This window comes from Amphritea sp. HPY, assembly GCF_050870985.1.
GTDB lineage: Bacteria > Pseudomonadota > Gammaproteobacteria > Pseudomonadales > Balneatricaceae > Amphritea.
Genome location: NZ_CP194015.1, coordinates 1,691,988 through 1,706,146, shown reverse-complemented (window position 1 = coordinate 1,706,146; position 14,159 = coordinate 1,691,988). Strand labels below are relative to the sequence as shown.

Here is a 14,159-nt window from a genome sequence, read left to right as displayed (position 1 = left end):
TGGTCTGATATTCCGGCCTGAGTGGTTTCAGGCCGGGTGTAACATTGTGACGGTTTAATGCTCCAGTACGGTTATTTTCTCTTCGCCATCCAGCATCGGCATAATCGCTTCCATTATCTCTTTACGTTCTGCTGATCCATGCCATCGTTGCCAATCCTGGATTGTCCGAAAATTAGCCATGACTACTCTGTGGTTGGAATCGTTAGTATTACGCAGGGATTCACCGGAAATAAAGCCATGGGCCTGCATGGCGGTTTGCAGAGTATTGCGGGCCGCTTGCTCATAGTATTCAGCAAGATCGTCTGCTATATGCCGTTCAATCATCACGCGAATCATTTTTCTCTCCTCGACTGGCCTGATTTAAAGCGCTTTCATTTCAATATAATAGCTCTCAGTCCCCGGGTAAATTCATATCTTACTAAAAGATGGGTTTTTCTATTGCCCGATATTTGCGACAATATGTGCAATTGCAGTATTAGAGGTTTTATTGATGGTTGAAATTAAAGCGGATCAAACAATGGATGCGACGGGCCTTTATTGCCCTGAGCCAGTCATGTTGTTGCATAACAAGGTGCGAGAGATGAATAGCGGGCAAGTGCTGGAAATCACAGCGACTGACCCTTCTACTCAGCGTGATATCCCAAAGTTTTGTACATTTTTGGGGCATGAGTTGTTGTCGCAATCATCCGTTGAAGATCGCTTTATGTATCTGATTCGTAAAGGTGAGTAACTGAAAGGGCTTATATAGCAGCAGGTAAAAGAAAAATGCTACTATACTGCCAACACTCTTTTTCAGGGCTGATCGCCCGATTTAACTGTTTCCATGATAGAGCGTTATTGCAGGGTCTGACCTGTGATAGGGCTATAGTTGAGAGAATTTATAGTGACTGCAACAACGACTGATACGGCTAACGAAAACTCTAAGTCTAAGTCAAAATCTAAGAACAGGGCGGCCAATCAGGCAGCGCTTCAGTTGATTTGTGAAACCTACCCCGAAGTGTTCAGTCGGGAGAATGTGCGTCCGCTGAAAATTGGTATTCAGGAAGAGCTCATCGCAGACGAGAAGCTAGCGAAGAACAAGATAAAGCGCGCACTGGCTTCCTATGTACGTTCGCCCTATTATTTTCGCAGCCTTAAGTTGGGGGCTGATCGTATCGGTCTCGATGGCAATGCATCAGGAACTGTGACTGAAGCAGAGGCGGAGCATGCCAAGCAGCAGTTAAAAGAGATCAATAAGCGTCGTCAGCAAAATCAGAAGCAGGAAAAGGTTAAGCAGCGCGAAGATCGCATCAGCAATAAGCTGGATATGTTGCTCACCAAGCATGGCTAAGACCTTACCAGAATAAAAAAAACCGCCTGTTGGCGGTTTTTTTTGTACGGGCGAAGGCCTGCCCGAGCAAGGAGTCGTTGCTTAGCTCAGGGCTTTCGGTTGTCCGTGGATCCAGCCCTGTGTCGCATCAATCTCCAGTTGCTGCAGATACTTCAACTGTGATTCACGCTCGACATGTTCGGCATACACGTGGATATCCAGACTGTGGGCTGCAGTAATCAGGCTGCGCACAAAGAATCGGTCTTCTGGACTGTTGTCGATCTCTCGGATTAGTGAACCGTCGACTTTGATGTAATCCGGATGCACGGTATATAGGTATGAGAAGCCTGCAGGGTGAATGCCGAAGTTATCAACGCCGAAACGGATATTCATCTGCTTCAGCTGTTCACGGAATGCGTTAATGCTCTCAATGTTATTCAGCACAGAGCTTTCGTTGATCTCGACGTGCAGCTGCTCTGGATTTTTAAGACTGTCTAACTGCTGGATGAACCAGTCTGAAAACCCTTTGTCTTTCAGTGCATCGTTACTCAGATTGATACAGTAATTGTCATTACTTCCGTCGTTAAGCCGTTTAATAACTTTGCTGATAACAGTTTTGTCGAGGGCGACCATCAGATTTAACTGTTTTACAACGCTGATGAACTCACCCGCCATGCAGGGCTGGTTTTGCTGATCGTAGATCCGGGCGTAGAGCTCATGGTGTACAACGCTGCCAGCATCAGACATCGGCCTGACCGGTTGAGACTGCAGGAATATGCCTTCATTGTTTATAGTGTCGGCAACGTGTTGGTGCCAGCTGTCCTGGTTGTTACTGTCGTGATCCTGCACGCTGTTTACTGAGATCTGTTGCTGCTTTGCCTGTTCAGCTGCAATGCGGGCGTTTGCAGTAAGCTGGCTGGCAGATCTGTTTTCGCGGTAAGGACAGGAGCCGATATAGATCGCGCTATTAACTGATTGGTTATTGTTGCTTAGCTGGCAGTAGAAGTCGGTCAGGCTACTGCTAATCTTATTCAGTTCCCGTTGCAGATGATCGGGGTCGGTAATATGGCTTAGCAGTATAAAGTCTGAGCCACTGATGCGACCAATAACAGGTTGCTCACTTTGCTCGCCCAGCTGTGATAGTTGCTCAGCCGCAGCGCGAATAAAATTATTGGCCTTTTCCATTCCGAGCTGACTGTTCAGCTGCTGTAGCTGGTCGATATGCAGATGAATCAGGGTGCCTGGGCCGAAGTCCTGACGATAATCTAATCGCTCTGCCAGTTGGGTATGGGTTGCCCGCTGGTTTGCCAGACCCGTAAGTTCATCCCGGTAGGCAGTGCGGCGGATCTCTTCGATGCTTTTGGCTTGTTCATCAAACATGGTGCGAACCCTGCGTACCATGATATTCATCGCTTCAACGACTTTCCTTAGTTCGCGAGTACCCGGGATTTTACTCTGCTCAATATATCGCTGTTGCGACAAGGCTATAGCCTGTTCTTCAACATTTCTGAGTGGCGACAGGATGTAGCGCATCAGGATACTGATAAAGAAAATACTGATACATGAAAGTACCACAAACCAGATGAAGGTTTGTTTCGTGCCACGCCAGAGTTGCTCGTAAGCATAGCCGGCTCGGCTCTGAACAAAGATAGAACCTGCTTTTTGCCATTGGTGAGTAATCTCGCGGTTCATCTTTGGTGGTGTGATCTCGACCAGATTGATAAACCACTGCGGTACCTGTTCATTAATCCGCGCGGGCGTAGTTTTGGTAAACAGGGGCTGATCATTACTGTCGACAACATTGATCTGTTGGTAGAAGCCGCTATCAAAAATGGCATTGACCGTCGTTTCGATAGCCGCTTTATCCTGGGCTGCCATAAAAGGGGCAAGGTACAGGCCAAGATGGGTTGCAGTATCCTGGCCGTGTGATTCGAGCTGGTTCAGCAGCATCGCTTTCGAGCTGTCTGACATCAGGTAGACAGTACCTGATACAAGGCCGATTAAAACAGCTAATACAGCAGCCATTAACTGATTTACGATTGACATGCTTAACTCCTCGAACCTGATTACTTCAGGTTTATGTCCTGATTTTCCATTCTTGTTTGCAGCTGCACCCAGGGTTTTAGCTGGTCGGAGGTGCCTACCAGAGTGCTGCGGCGTCCTTTTTTAGTCAGCCACAGGTTGTCGCCGTTAAAGCTATAGACATGTTGCAAATCCGGGCGTCGGTTGGCGGGTTTGATTTCGCCAATCAGATTATCCAGGATTAAGGGAACCTGTTTTGGGGTTGGGTAATAGGTCAGTACCATGTGTGCCTGATTCAGTCGCAATGCCTTAACATAAACGATACTCAGCTTCTCCATCGGTACCCCTACCTGGCGCAAGGTATAGTATTTGGCGATAGAAAAATCCTCGCAATCACCGCCGTTACTGACCAGAAACTCGACCGGGCTGGCCCAGTAATCGGTTTTCTTCCAATGCACAATATCATCAAGAAAGCGCACCTGGTTGAAGAACTTATTTACCCGATGCAGCTTTTCGTTATCACTCTGATCGGCGATGTCGATGATCAGTTTTTGCCATGCCCGTAAGCGCCGTTCAGCCATTTCTCCGTAGCGCTGGCCAATTTTCCTGATTTCGGCCTCGCTCATAGTAACGTCCATGGCGGGCGCTGCGATCAGACTATAGGTCAGAGACAATAACAGCAACAGCAATAATACCGGCCAGCCGGAAAATCCCCGGCAGCCTGATTGCTGGTTTGATATTGAATATGACTGAATTGCGTTCACATTTTGCCCGTGGCGGTGTCTGGTAAAGCTATGACTACAATAGTTCCATAATTACTTTACAGAAACCGGGCTGGATTACCCAAAATGGTGGAGCTTCATTTTTTTGTGGAGGGCATAAGGCCGCACTGACCAAGTAGCTTTTGCCAGGCGTCGGTATGTTGATCTCTTGCGGAAATATAATCGGGCCAGAGCGCTGGTGAAAGGCTGGAAAGATCTGTACTCAGTATCCGTTGCCGATAGTTTTTGACGCTTGCAGGAATAACGGGGGCGAGGTTTTGCAGAATAAGGTTGTGCTGCTCCAGCCATCGTTTGCCTTGACGGTCTAGCCGTGCCATATACGGCTGAACTTGCGCTGCATAGAATTTTTGAAATACATTCAGCACAATCTTTGCCTGGGGTGTGGCTTGTTGTTTAAAGCATAACGGGCGTTGTGACAGTCGGTCTTCAATAACTGCAGCGCTTTGCTTTAGCGTAAGTGTTAGTTGTGTGATTGAGCGTAACCAGCGGCTGCCATAACGGTTGTGGTAAAGTGCCCCGTAATCTTGTTCCAGATCATTAATGTATTCGGGTAATTGCCATGCCGGGTGTTCATAGGCAAGTGCAGACAGTAATTCAAAGCGCTGCAGCGCCTGCATCGATGCAGTAAAGCCATCTTCACCATTGATTGCCAGGGCGGGTTCCGAGAGGGAGAAGTTACGTTCCATCTCCTCGCTATTGTAGAGTGAATTCCAGATTACCCGGGGCAGGTTTTGTCGTTTGATCCGCCAGATTTCCTCGATCTGTTGTTGTAGCTCGGGATCGGCAGGCTTTTGTTTCAGTTCTGAGCGGCACTTGCGCAGTCCGTCATACAGTTTAAATTCGTAAATCAGCTGTTGTGAAGGTTGCTTTACCTTGCCCAGGGAGCTGTTTCTTTCTGCAATTAGCGGTAATAGCTGGCAGTGACGCAGATTTAGTACCTCATAGAGCCCCTGGCGTACCTCTGTTACTTCAATTAACCGGGTTCGGCGTTTAGGGTAGTGGGGTAGTGGCAGGGGCTGTTGCAGATCTAACCGGGCTGTTTGATCCAGGGAGTTGGCAAGGCGTTGATGGTAGCGTTCGAGCATCTGTTCCGGTGTGTCTTCGGCACAGCCGGTTATAAATATAAATAACAGCAGGCTAATCAGTCGGGCAGGGAACATCTTTTGAGATCACATAAAATCGGCTTAACAAAAGTATAGCGCCAATCGTTAGTCCGAGTACCAGGCTATACCAGAAACCGGCTGCGCCTAATGCAGGTATCAACCAACCTGAAAATGCCAGAATATATCCGCAGGGCAGGGCGATAAGCCAGAAAGCAATAAACACCATCAGCAATGGAACCGAGGTATCCTTGTAACCGCGAAGCGCACCCGCAGATGAGGCCTGTATCGCATCGGGAATCTGAAAGATAGCAGCGATCATCAGCAGGCTGGATGCCAGCGATATTATTTCCGGAAGATCGCTGTAAAGAGAGGCAATCCGGGTCGCGAACACAGCGATCAGAATACAGCTGATTACGGCGCAGCAGCAGGTGAAAATAATACCAGTGGTTGCGCTGAAGCGCGCATGAGCTGTTTGTCCTGCGCCTATCTGCTGTCCGACTCTGATGGTCAGGGCCAGTGCCATACTCAGGGGAAACATGAATACCAGCCCGGAAAAGCTCAGGGTTATCTGGTGGGCCGCGATAACGACATCGCCCAGGCGGGCAATAAGCAAGGCGATAATACAAAACATGCTTACTTCTATCAGCAGGGTGAAGCCAATTGGTAGCCCCAGCTTTAGAAATGAGGCGATGGTTTGTGTCTTCTCTGGGCTGCCGGCAGATAGTAATTTGAGTGGTCTGAAAAATGCTGAAGAGTGTAGGTAGAGTCCGCCGCAGATTGCCATGATCCACATGACGATGGCGGTTGCCCAGCCACAGCCAACACCGCCCATGGCAGGAACTCCGAGCTTGCCATAGATAAAGATATAGTTAAGCGGAATATTGCAAAGTAAGCCCAGAATGCCGATCTTCATGGATGGTCGAGTCTTACCAAAGCCTTCGCAGAAGCTACGGCAGACCTGATAAAACATGATTGCAGGTACGCCCCAGGAGAGTGCTTGCAGATACGCGTTGGTTTTCTCGAGCAGTGGGCCGGATACCCCCATGAATTGCAGTAAAGCAGTGCTGTTGCGGAGAATAAACCAGGCGATAATCGATGTCGTGAGAGCAATGAGCATTGCCTGATTGAAGATCGCTTTGCTTTCTTTATCGCGCCCGGCTCCGGCAAGTTGAGCAACCAGAGGGGTGGTCGCCATCAGAACGCCGCCCAGAGAAAGCATAATCGGCAGCCAGATGCTGGCGCCGAGAGATACCGCTGCCAGATCTTCAGCACCTACTCTGGCAGCCATTATAGTGTCAACAAAGCCCATTGCCGTTTGGGATAGCTGAGCGATCAGAATAGGCACGGCCAGATAGAGGATCTGACCCAATTCATGTCGGCGTGACAGTTTGCTGAAAGTCTGCGTTGCAGCGGGCGGTATTGAGCTCATCCGGCTATGTTACAGGAAATAAAAAAGCCGGAGTGAGAAACTCCGGCTTGTGTCAGAAATATAGCAAACGTTTAATCCACGCGGGCGCTTACATAACGTCCCGGAGCAGGTTCAACAACTTTGAACTCGGCGTTGCCGAAGCCTTTAGGTGCATCAACTTTTTTACCTGCTTTCGGTTTCAACCACTTAGCCCAGTTAGGCCACCAGCTTCCCTCCTGGCGTTCTGCAGTTTCCAGCCAGTGATCGGCACCCTGTCCCAGCTCGCCGCCGGTCCAGTAGTTACGACGGTTCTTAGACGCGGGATTGATAACACCGGCTACGTGACCGCTGGCGCCCAATACGAACTCAATCTTACCTTGCATTGTTTCTGTGCTGCAGAAGGTACCTTTCCAGGGTGCGATGTGATCATCAATGGTAGACAAGAAGTATACCGGAATCTTAATGTCGCGCAGATCAATAGACTCGCCACAAATGGTCAGGCCGCCAGGTTCAGCCAGCTTGTTGTTAATGTACATCTCGTTGATATAGAAATTGTACATTTTTGCTGGCAGGTTGGTGGAGTCGCCATTCCAGTACAAAATATCAAAGGGTGCCGGGCTCTTACCTTTCAGGTAATTGTTAACCACAAACGACCATACCAGATCATTGGATCGCAGCATGTTGAATGCCGTTGCAAGGTTGCGGCCGTTAAGCAGGCCTTCGTCGTCAACCTTCTGAGTTAGCTCTTTTACCTGCTGCTCATCGATGAATACACTCAGGTCACCCGGGTCGGTGAAATCGGTCAATGTAGTAAGGAAAGTCGAAGATGCAACTGACTCGTCTTTGCGCTTTGCCATCACCGCCAGGGTAGATGCCATAATCGTGCCGCCAATACACCAGGAAACTGTATTGATCTTCTCTGATTGGGTGATTTTCTTAACCGCATCGATCGCTTTAAGCGTACCGTTTTCGACGTAGTCATCCCAACTGAGTTCGCGTTGCTCGACGGTAGGGTTGACCCAGGAAACAAGGAATACGGTTTGTCCCTGATCGACACAATACTTAACGTAAGAGTTATGCTCCTGAAGGTCCAGGATATAAAACTTATTAATGCATGGCGGCACGATCAGAGTCGGGCGGCTAAACACCTGCTCAGTGGTTGGTTTATACTGGATCAGTTGCAGCATCTCGTTTTCAAAGATGACGGAGCCTGCGGTTGTGGCGATGTTTTCGCCCAGGGTAAAGGCGGTGTCGTCAGACATTGTGATACGGCCTTTGTCGACATCACCCAGCAGGTTTTGCAGACCATCAATCAGGCTCTGGCCCTTGGTTTCCAAAGCTTGTTGCAGGACTTCCGGATTAGTGACGGCGAAGTTAGTCGGCGACATCGCATCAATATATTGCTGCGTATAGAACTCAAGCTTCTTCTGTTCGTTATCGCTCAGGTTGGCATTTGAAGCCATCTCGTTGAGCAGGTTGGAACTTAACAGATAAGATTGTTTGATATAAGAAAAGACTGGATTTTGGCTCCACTCTTCAGCGGCAAAACGGCGGTCGCCTTTTTGTGGTTGTGCTACCGGGGTTTCTGCAGATTTGCCGGTCAGAATGTTCTGCCACAGGTTCATCTGAGCCTGTTGGTAGTCAGTGATGGCCCGCACCCATACGGTTGGATCTTCGAACGAGCGAGTCGCCAGTTCAGTCCAGGATTGAGTGAACTGCTTGAACATATCTTCGCTGCCTGCAGTTGAATACATCTCAAGAACTTTCTGGCTCTCCTGATTCAGATAGTTGATGAACTCTTGCGGATTAGAAAGGATGTTGCTGTTATTTTCCATAAAACTGCCTTCGTTAGTGAAGCCTTCCTGGATTAGCGAGACGAACTTCTTTGTTTCGTACCCGCTAGTGGATACCCGGCTATAAAGTCGAATCTGATTTGAGGTGCCGTCTGATCTTCTTTACCCTACAACGACTTTTACAAACCTGATCCATGAGCATAGACAACTTGATGCAGTGCAGCAAGGGGTAACCGCGGTACTTTAGTCCGGGTTTTACAGATCAGAAGGGTTAGATATTGAGATGATAGCGTAGAAATGTTGCAGAACGTTGTAGCGGTATGCCGGCCCCGGCATTAGATAACGAATTAATACGCTGGAATATGAGGGGGTTGGATAGCTGCTGGTGTTATAGGTGTTTTACGCTAATCATCAAAATTTAAGTGTCGAGTGTTGTGAAGTTTACTTTTGAGCTAATATCCTCATCCAATTTCACTGTAGAATTAGAATCAGTTTTTCAAATTAGAAGGTTGTTCAGATCTATGCGTAATTATCTTTTAATGGGTACCAGTGGTTGTCACCTTTGTGATCAGGCCGCTGAATTAATCGTTGCAACAATGGACCCACAGATACATCAGGTTGAAGAGGTTGATATAGCTTTTGAAGATGGCCTGATGAATAAGTACGCAATCAGGATTCCGGTGCTTGTCGATGAGCGGTCAGGTGCAGAGCTGGGCTGGCCTTTCGACCAGCATCAGTTGCAGAAATTCATCAGCAAGGTGGCTATTTCAAAGTAAGCTACTATTTTAGCAATGCTAAAAACTGCGGTGCTTAAAGATTGAAGAAATAGCGGCTATTGTTGAATACTTCCTGAGCAAGTTGCTGATCTTCTTTGCCTGTTAGCTGAGCTGCTTTGCTGAGAATGTGCGGCAGATACTGCGGCAGGTTTCGCCGGCTTTTTGGTTTTGGTCGCATATCTCTTGGTATCAGGTATGGCGCATCTGTTTCCAGCAGTAACCGGTCCGCCGGAATTTCTTTGATTAACTTCTGTAGTTCAGTGCCGCGCCGCTCGTCACAAATCCAGCCGGTGATACCAATATAAAGATCCAGGTCCAGATAGTTGTACAGTTCTTTACGACTGCCGGTAAAGCAGTGTGCGACAGCCCGGCTGAAGTGATCCCTGCAGCTGCTGAGCATCTCGAGTTGCTTTTCATGCGCATCCCGTTCGTGCAGGAAAAGCGGTAAGCCGGTTTCACAAGCAAGCTCCAGCTGCTGTTCAAAAGCATGGATCTGTTGTTCCGGGGTAGAAAAGTTACGGTTGAAGTCGAGCCCGGTTTCGCCGATAGCAACGACAGCATCTTCTTTAGCCAGTGCCCATAACTGCTGCCGTGTGGTGGTATCGAATGTGCTGCTGTAGTGCGGGTGAACGCCTGCGGTGCAGCGGAGGATATCTGGTTGTTGTTGTTGGCATAACTCAATCGCCTGCTCGCTTTCCTCGAGGGTGGTACCAGTGACTATCATGGTTGAAACGCCACACGCTTGCGCCGTTTCGATCACCTCGTCACAGTCTTTACTAAAGGCGCTGTCGGTGAGGTTAACCCCTATGTCGATCAGTTGGAGAGTTGTATCGGTAGGCATCTGAGTTATAGCTTTTCGTCTTCGTTATTGTTGATGGTGGCAGTGTCATTGGTGTTGCGAATGTATTCCCTAAGGTGCTGTGCCTGATCAGAGCCGCTGGAGTCCCGCATGGCCAACTTGAAAGCCGTCTGTGGTACCAGTATATGGGACGGCTGTCCGGCGAGTGTTCGGTACACAGCATGGTAGGCCATAACGTTTTTGACGTAGTTGCGTGTTTCCTTGAAGGGGATTGTCTCGATCCAGATATCGATCGGTAAGTTACCGCGCTCCTTTAGCCAGCGCTTAACGCGATGGGGGCCGGCATTATAAGCTGCACTGGCGTAAACCTGATTGTTATCGAATCGCTTTTGCATTTCTGCGAGATAGGCTGTGCCAAGACTGATGTTGATGTCCGGGATAAAGAGTTGCGAGCTGCGCCGATAGGGTATGCTGTTTTTCCTGGCGGTGCTTTGTGCCGTGCGAGGCATCAATTGCATCAGCCCGCGGGCGCCAACATGAGAACGCGCGGTCGGCTGGTATACGCTTTCCTGGCGAGCGATGGCGCGGGCCCAGTTAGTATCTATTTTGTTAAGCCGGGCTTTCTTGGCGAACAGATCAGAATAGGGTAGCGGAAAACGGAGTGCGATATCATCCCAGTATCGGGCCTTGGCTGCTCCGCGGATAGCCTGGGCATGCCAGTTCCAGCTGTGCACTATGGTAGATGCTGCGTGAAATGTATCGGCATCGGCTGTATTAAGTGCGTAATTCCATTCCCGCCGGGCCAGGTAAAGTTCCTGATTGAGATACAGCTCACGCATTCTGGTGAAGGCAGGGCTTTGTTGTAAAGCCTGGATCTTATTCGGATCCGCTTTTTGCTGCATCGGATTGAGGCGGAACTGACTTTGCAGCATATCTGCCGCGAGCAGGCCGTAATAACTACGCTGTTTGCTGAGCTGGAAGAATGAATCTGAATAGCTGGGCTTAAGGTCGCGAGTATGGCTGGCGGCTATTGTTTTCCAATATACCCATTGCTCCTGCTGTTGCAGTTCCTCGCTGAGCATGTCGATCAGTGAATAAACTTTATTCCAGTCCTGTTTAGTCAGGGCGAGTTTGATTCGGTGCTGTTGGATCTCTTCGTCAAGATTGACATTGAGTTGAGCCAGCAGGTTGTCAGTTTTTTTGTCGGAACTATTGAACAATCGGCTGGCCAGCTTACGGTTCATCGCTTCCTTCTGAGCCTGGCTGAAGCTTAACTTGTCACGGATTCTGAGCCAGATATCGGTGGCGGTTTGCGGGCTTTTGCGGGATAGTCGGTACAGGCCATAGAGGTAGGTTGTACGGCTTGCCAGGGAATCGCCTTTGATGGTTTTTTGTTGTTTCAGTAGTGATGGATTATTTCGTACTTGTAGTAACAGGGCTGCTTGCTGGCGTTGTTTTTTGTCTTTTATGAAACGCTTGAGATAGATGGCCAGGGTGATGCTGTTATTGTCGACTGCCTTCCAGAACCGTTCGGCTGCCTGATCTGATGTCGGGCCAGTGGATTTTTTGGTCCAGTAGTCGAATACGGGGTCACAAATGTCGCTGATTGAATGGCCCACATTCCAGAGCTTTTCGACATCTTTCATTGCTTCTTTATATTGCTTTGTCCGAAGCAAAGCGAGACGCTGGTAGCACTGATATTTTTCTTTCTGAATATCTGCGCTGGCATAGGCAGTTAAGTAATCTTTCCAGCGCGATTTGCTGCCCAGATAGCTGAGCCAGCGCTGTTGCAGTTGTATCGTAGTCGGCAGATCGGGATAGCGTTTTGCGTACAGATTAATATGGTGCTGAGTAATAAAGTTCAGGCGATGCTCTAACTCGGATTTTTCCAGATAGGGGTACAGAGGATATTCAGTCAGTTTGGCTTTGCTAAGATAGAACTGGTCCATCTTATTGCTCTTCAGTTGTTCTTTAGCCTGCTGATACAGTGCACGTTGCTGGATCAGTTCAGCTGCTTGCAGCGGACCTGTCGTTATCAAAAACAGGCAAAGCAATGTGGCACTGATGGCAGCATTGCGCAAAAATCTTAAATTAGAAGCTACGACTGTCATCATTATCCATAATAGCTACACAGGTTATGCATCATCATAGCCTCAAATGGGTCATAATCACGAGAAAATTATGATCCTTTTCAGTAATACCGGGATTCTTCTGTTTTTTTTTGTAGAATAGCCTCCTTAATTTTCTGTTGGAACTAAAAATGTCGCTGATCAGACTGGATAATGTTTCCGTAGCCTTTGGTGATAAAAAGCTGCTTGATGGTATCAATTTCAAGTTAGATAAAGGTGAGCGCGTTGCGCTTGTAGGACTTAATGGCGCGGGTAAGTCAACGCTGTTGCGTGTAATTATGAAACAGCAGGCTACCGATGATGGCGAGTTCTGGCAGCGCGGTGGTTGCCGTATAGCTGAGCTCCCCCAGGCACTGCCTGCAGCCGATGACCGACTGGTTAAAGAGGTTCTGGCCGAAGGAGTCTCCGAGGTCGTGGATCTGTTACAGCGCTATGAAGCGCTGGCGATGAGTCATGCCGAGTCAGATCTCGCGGAGCTGGAACGATTGCAACAGGGTATCGAAGCTGCGGATGGCTGGCATCTGTCGCAAAAAATACAGCAGGTACTCGAGCGTCTGGGGCTTGATGGTGAGATGCCAATGTCAGCGCTTTCAGGTGGCTGGCGCAGGCGGGCTGCGCTGGGTGCTGCGCTGGTACAGTCACCTGATCTGCTGTTACTGGATGAGCCTACCAACCATCTGGATATAGAAACTATCGAGTGGCTTGAGAAGCAGATGCTGGAGTTTAACGGTGGCGTTCTGTTTATCTCTCACGACCGCTCATTGGTGGAACGACTGGCAACCCGCATTGTCGAGTTAGATCGCGGCAACCTGGCCTCTTTTCCGGGAAGCTACAGTGCATATCTGGAAAAGAAAGAAAAAATGCTGGAAGAGGAAGCGCGGCATAATGCGCTGTTTGATAAGCGGCTGGCTGAAGAGGAGCGTTGGATCAGACAGGGTATCAAAGCACGGCGTACCCGTAATGAAGGCCGTGTTCGGGCATTGAAGTCACTACGGGTTGAGCGCTCAGAACGTCGTGAGAAACAGGGTAAGGCGAAGTTTGCGATGGAGCAGGGTGGTCGCTCCGGCAAGCTTGTGACAGAAGCTGAAAATGTTAACCAGCAGTATGGTGGTGATGTTGTTCTACGTGATTTTTCAGTCTCGATTCAGCGCGGTGACCGGATCGGTCTGATAGGCCCCAACGGTGTTGGCAAAAGTACCCTGCTGAAAATTATGCTGGGTAAATTACAGCCTGATAGCGGTGTTGTGCGTATTGGTACAAACCTTGATGTGGCATATTTTGATCAGTTAAGAGGTCAGTTAAAGCCAGAGAAAACAATCATCGACAATATATCTGAAGGTCGCGAAAGCATCAGTATTAACGGCAAATCACGACACATTATCAGTTACCTCGGCGATTTTTTGTTTACCCCTGAACGGGCGAGAACTCCAGTTAAGGCGCTTTCTGGTGGTGAGTGTAACCGGGTAATGTTGGCGAAGTTATTCAGTCAGCCGGCTAATTTGCTGGTACTCGATGAGCCGACCAATGACCTGGATATTGAAACTCTGGAGTTACTGGAGGAGATACTGCTTGAATATAAAGGTACGCTACTTCTGGTAAGTCATGATCGGGCTTTTCTGGACAATGTTGTCACTTCTACGCTGGTTTTTGAAGGCGAGGGCAGGGTGCAGGAATATGTCGGTGGCTATCACGACTGGCTGCGTCAGCGTCCGGAGCCTTTGAAGGCTGAAGCGGTCAAGAAATCGATTGCACCAGTTGCTAAGGAAAGTGTTGAAGCTGCACCACCAACGGTAAAGAAAAAACTCAGTTATAAGCTACAGCGTGAGCTGGATCAGATGCCAGAGCTGTTGGAGCAGGCGGAAGCTGAACTCGAGCGTTTGCAGCAGGAGACCGGTGCCGCTGATTTTTATAATGGTGATCATCAGCAGGTCACAGACAAACTTGCTGAATTGCAGGTGCGAGAAGAAAAGGTTGAACAGTTGATGGAACGCTGGGTCGAGCTGGAGGCTATGCAGTAGCCTTCAGCTCTTGTCTGGGG

General features: G+C 48.8%; 12 protein-coding genes. 4 read left to right on the top strand and 8 right to left on the bottom strand.

Annotated features, from left to right (window positions below; all coding sequences use genetic code 11):
- Positions 1–54 precede the first annotated feature (54 nt).
- Complete coding sequence (locus tag ACQUQM_RS07705; RefSeq protein ID WP_432473902.1) at positions 55–336, bottom strand: antibiotic biosynthesis monooxygenase family protein; 282 nt, start codon at positions 334–336, stop codon at positions 55–57.
- A gap of 154 nt (positions 337–490) precedes the next feature.
- Between ACQUQM_RS07705 and tusA the strand changes: the two genes are divergently transcribed.
- The gene (gene tusA, locus ACQUQM_RS07700) at positions 491–730 is read left to right on the top strand and encodes a sulfurtransferase TusA (protein WP_432473901.1); all 240 of its coding nucleotides are present in this window, start codon (positions 491–493) and stop codon (positions 728–730) included.
- A 153-nt stretch (positions 731–883) separates the two neighbouring features.
- Positions 884–1,330, top strand: a complete 447-nt coding sequence (locus ACQUQM_RS07695) for a ProQ/FINO family protein (RefSeq protein ID WP_432473900.1) — start codon at positions 884–886, stop codon at positions 1,328–1,330.
- An 81-nt stretch (positions 1,331–1,411) separates the two neighbouring features.
- Here the strand turns inward: ACQUQM_RS07695 and ACQUQM_RS07690 are convergent, their stop codons facing one another.
- The 5 genes from ACQUQM_RS07690 to ACQUQM_RS07670 form a co-directional block, all read right to left on the bottom strand.
- A complete protein-coding gene (locus tag ACQUQM_RS07690; RefSeq protein ID WP_432473899.1) occupies positions 1,412–3,355 on the bottom strand; it encodes a bifunctional diguanylate cyclase/phosphodiesterase in 1,944 nt (647 codons plus the stop codon).
- A 20-nt stretch (positions 3,356–3,375) separates the two neighbouring features.
- Complete coding sequence (locus ACQUQM_RS07685) at positions 3,376–4,095, bottom strand: transglutaminase-like cysteine peptidase (protein ID WP_432473898.1); 720 nt, start codon at positions 4,093–4,095, stop codon at positions 3,376–3,378.
- A 95-nt stretch (positions 4,096–4,190) separates the two neighbouring features.
- On the bottom strand, positions 4,191–5,273 hold the full coding sequence (locus ACQUQM_RS07680) for a DUF3080 family protein (protein ID WP_432473897.1): 1,083 nt from the start codon (positions 5,271–5,273) through the stop codon (positions 4,191–4,193).
- Complete coding sequence (locus tag ACQUQM_RS07675) at positions 5,251–6,645, bottom strand: MATE family efflux transporter (RefSeq protein WP_432473896.1); 1,395 nt, start codon at positions 6,643–6,645, stop codon at positions 5,251–5,253. The genes ACQUQM_RS07680 and ACQUQM_RS07675 overlap by 23 nt, the downstream gene beginning before the upstream one ends.
- A 71-nt stretch (positions 6,646–6,716) precedes the next feature.
- Positions 6,717–8,459: a PHA/PHB synthase family protein gene (locus ACQUQM_RS07670; RefSeq protein ID WP_432473895.1), complete on the bottom strand. Its 1,743-nt coding sequence runs from the start codon at positions 8,457–8,459 to the stop codon at positions 6,717–6,719.
- A gap of 479 nt (positions 8,460–8,938) precedes the next feature.
- Between ACQUQM_RS07670 and ACQUQM_RS07665 the strand changes: the two genes are divergently transcribed.
- The gene (locus ACQUQM_RS07665) at positions 8,939–9,193 is read left to right on the top strand and encodes a glutaredoxin family protein (RefSeq protein ID WP_432473894.1); all 255 of its coding nucleotides are present in this window, start codon (positions 8,939–8,941) and stop codon (positions 9,191–9,193) included.
- 34 nt (positions 9,194–9,227) lie between these two features.
- On the opposite strand, the gene ACQUQM_RS07660 is transcribed toward ACQUQM_RS07665, so the two are convergent.
- Both ACQUQM_RS07660 and ACQUQM_RS07655 read right to left on the bottom strand, forming a co-directional pair.
- Positions 9,228–10,034 carry a TatD family hydrolase gene (locus ACQUQM_RS07660; protein ID WP_432473893.1) on the bottom strand — a complete coding sequence of 269 codons (807 nt, stop codon included), beginning with the start codon at positions 10,032–10,034 and terminating at the stop codon, positions 9,228–9,230.
- Positions 10,035–10,039: 5 nt separating this feature from the next.
- Complete coding sequence (locus ACQUQM_RS07655; RefSeq protein ID WP_432473892.1) at positions 10,040–12,106, bottom strand: transglycosylase SLT domain-containing protein; 2,067 nt, start codon at positions 12,104–12,106, stop codon at positions 10,040–10,042.
- 146 nt (positions 12,107–12,252) lie between these two features.
- On the opposite strand from ACQUQM_RS07655, the gene ACQUQM_RS07650 reads away from it, so the two are divergent.
- Positions 12,253–14,139, top strand: a complete 1,887-nt coding sequence (locus ACQUQM_RS07650; RefSeq protein WP_432473891.1) for an ATP-binding cassette domain-containing protein — start codon at positions 12,253–12,255, stop codon at positions 14,137–14,139.
- Positions 14,140–14,159 lie beyond the last annotated feature (20 nt).

Excerpts from the sequence above, each read along its gene's own strand:
- ACQUQM_RS07705 (WP_432473902.1), bottom strand. The coding sequence starts at position 336 with ATGATTCGCGTGATGATTGAACGGCATATAGCAGACGATCTTGCTGAA.
- ACQUQM_RS07665 (WP_432473894.1), top strand. The coding sequence starts at position 8,939 with ATGCGTAATTATCTTTTAATGGGTACCAGTGGTTGTCACCTTTGTGAT.
- ACQUQM_RS07670 (WP_432473895.1), bottom strand. The coding sequence starts at position 8,459 with ATGGAAAATAACAGCAACATCCTTTCTAATCCGCAAGAGTTCATCAAC.
- ACQUQM_RS07650 (WP_432473891.1), top strand. The coding sequence starts at position 12,253 with ATGTCGCTGATCAGACTGGATAATGTTTCCGTAGCCTTTGGTGATAAA.
- ACQUQM_RS07690 (WP_432473899.1), bottom strand. The coding sequence starts at position 3,355 with ATGTCAATCGTAAATCAGTTAATGGCTGCTGTATTAGCTGTTTTAATC.
- ACQUQM_RS07655 (WP_432473892.1), bottom strand. The coding sequence starts at position 12,106 with ATGATGACAGTCGTAGCTTCTAATTTAAGATTTTTGCGCAATGCTGCC.
- ACQUQM_RS07675 (WP_432473896.1), bottom strand. The coding sequence starts at position 6,645 with ATGAGCTCAATACCGCCCGCTGCAACGCAGACTTTCAGCAAACTGTCA.
- tusA (WP_432473901.1), top strand. The coding sequence starts at position 491 with ATGGTTGAAATTAAAGCGGATCAAACAATGGATGCGACGGGCCTTTAT.
- ACQUQM_RS07680 (WP_432473897.1), bottom strand. The coding sequence starts at position 5,273 with ATGTTCCCTGCCCGACTGATTAGCCTGCTGTTATTTATATTTATAACC.
- ACQUQM_RS07660 (WP_432473893.1), bottom strand. The coding sequence starts at position 10,034 with ATGCCTACCGATACAACTCTCCAACTGATCGACATAGGGGTTAACCTC.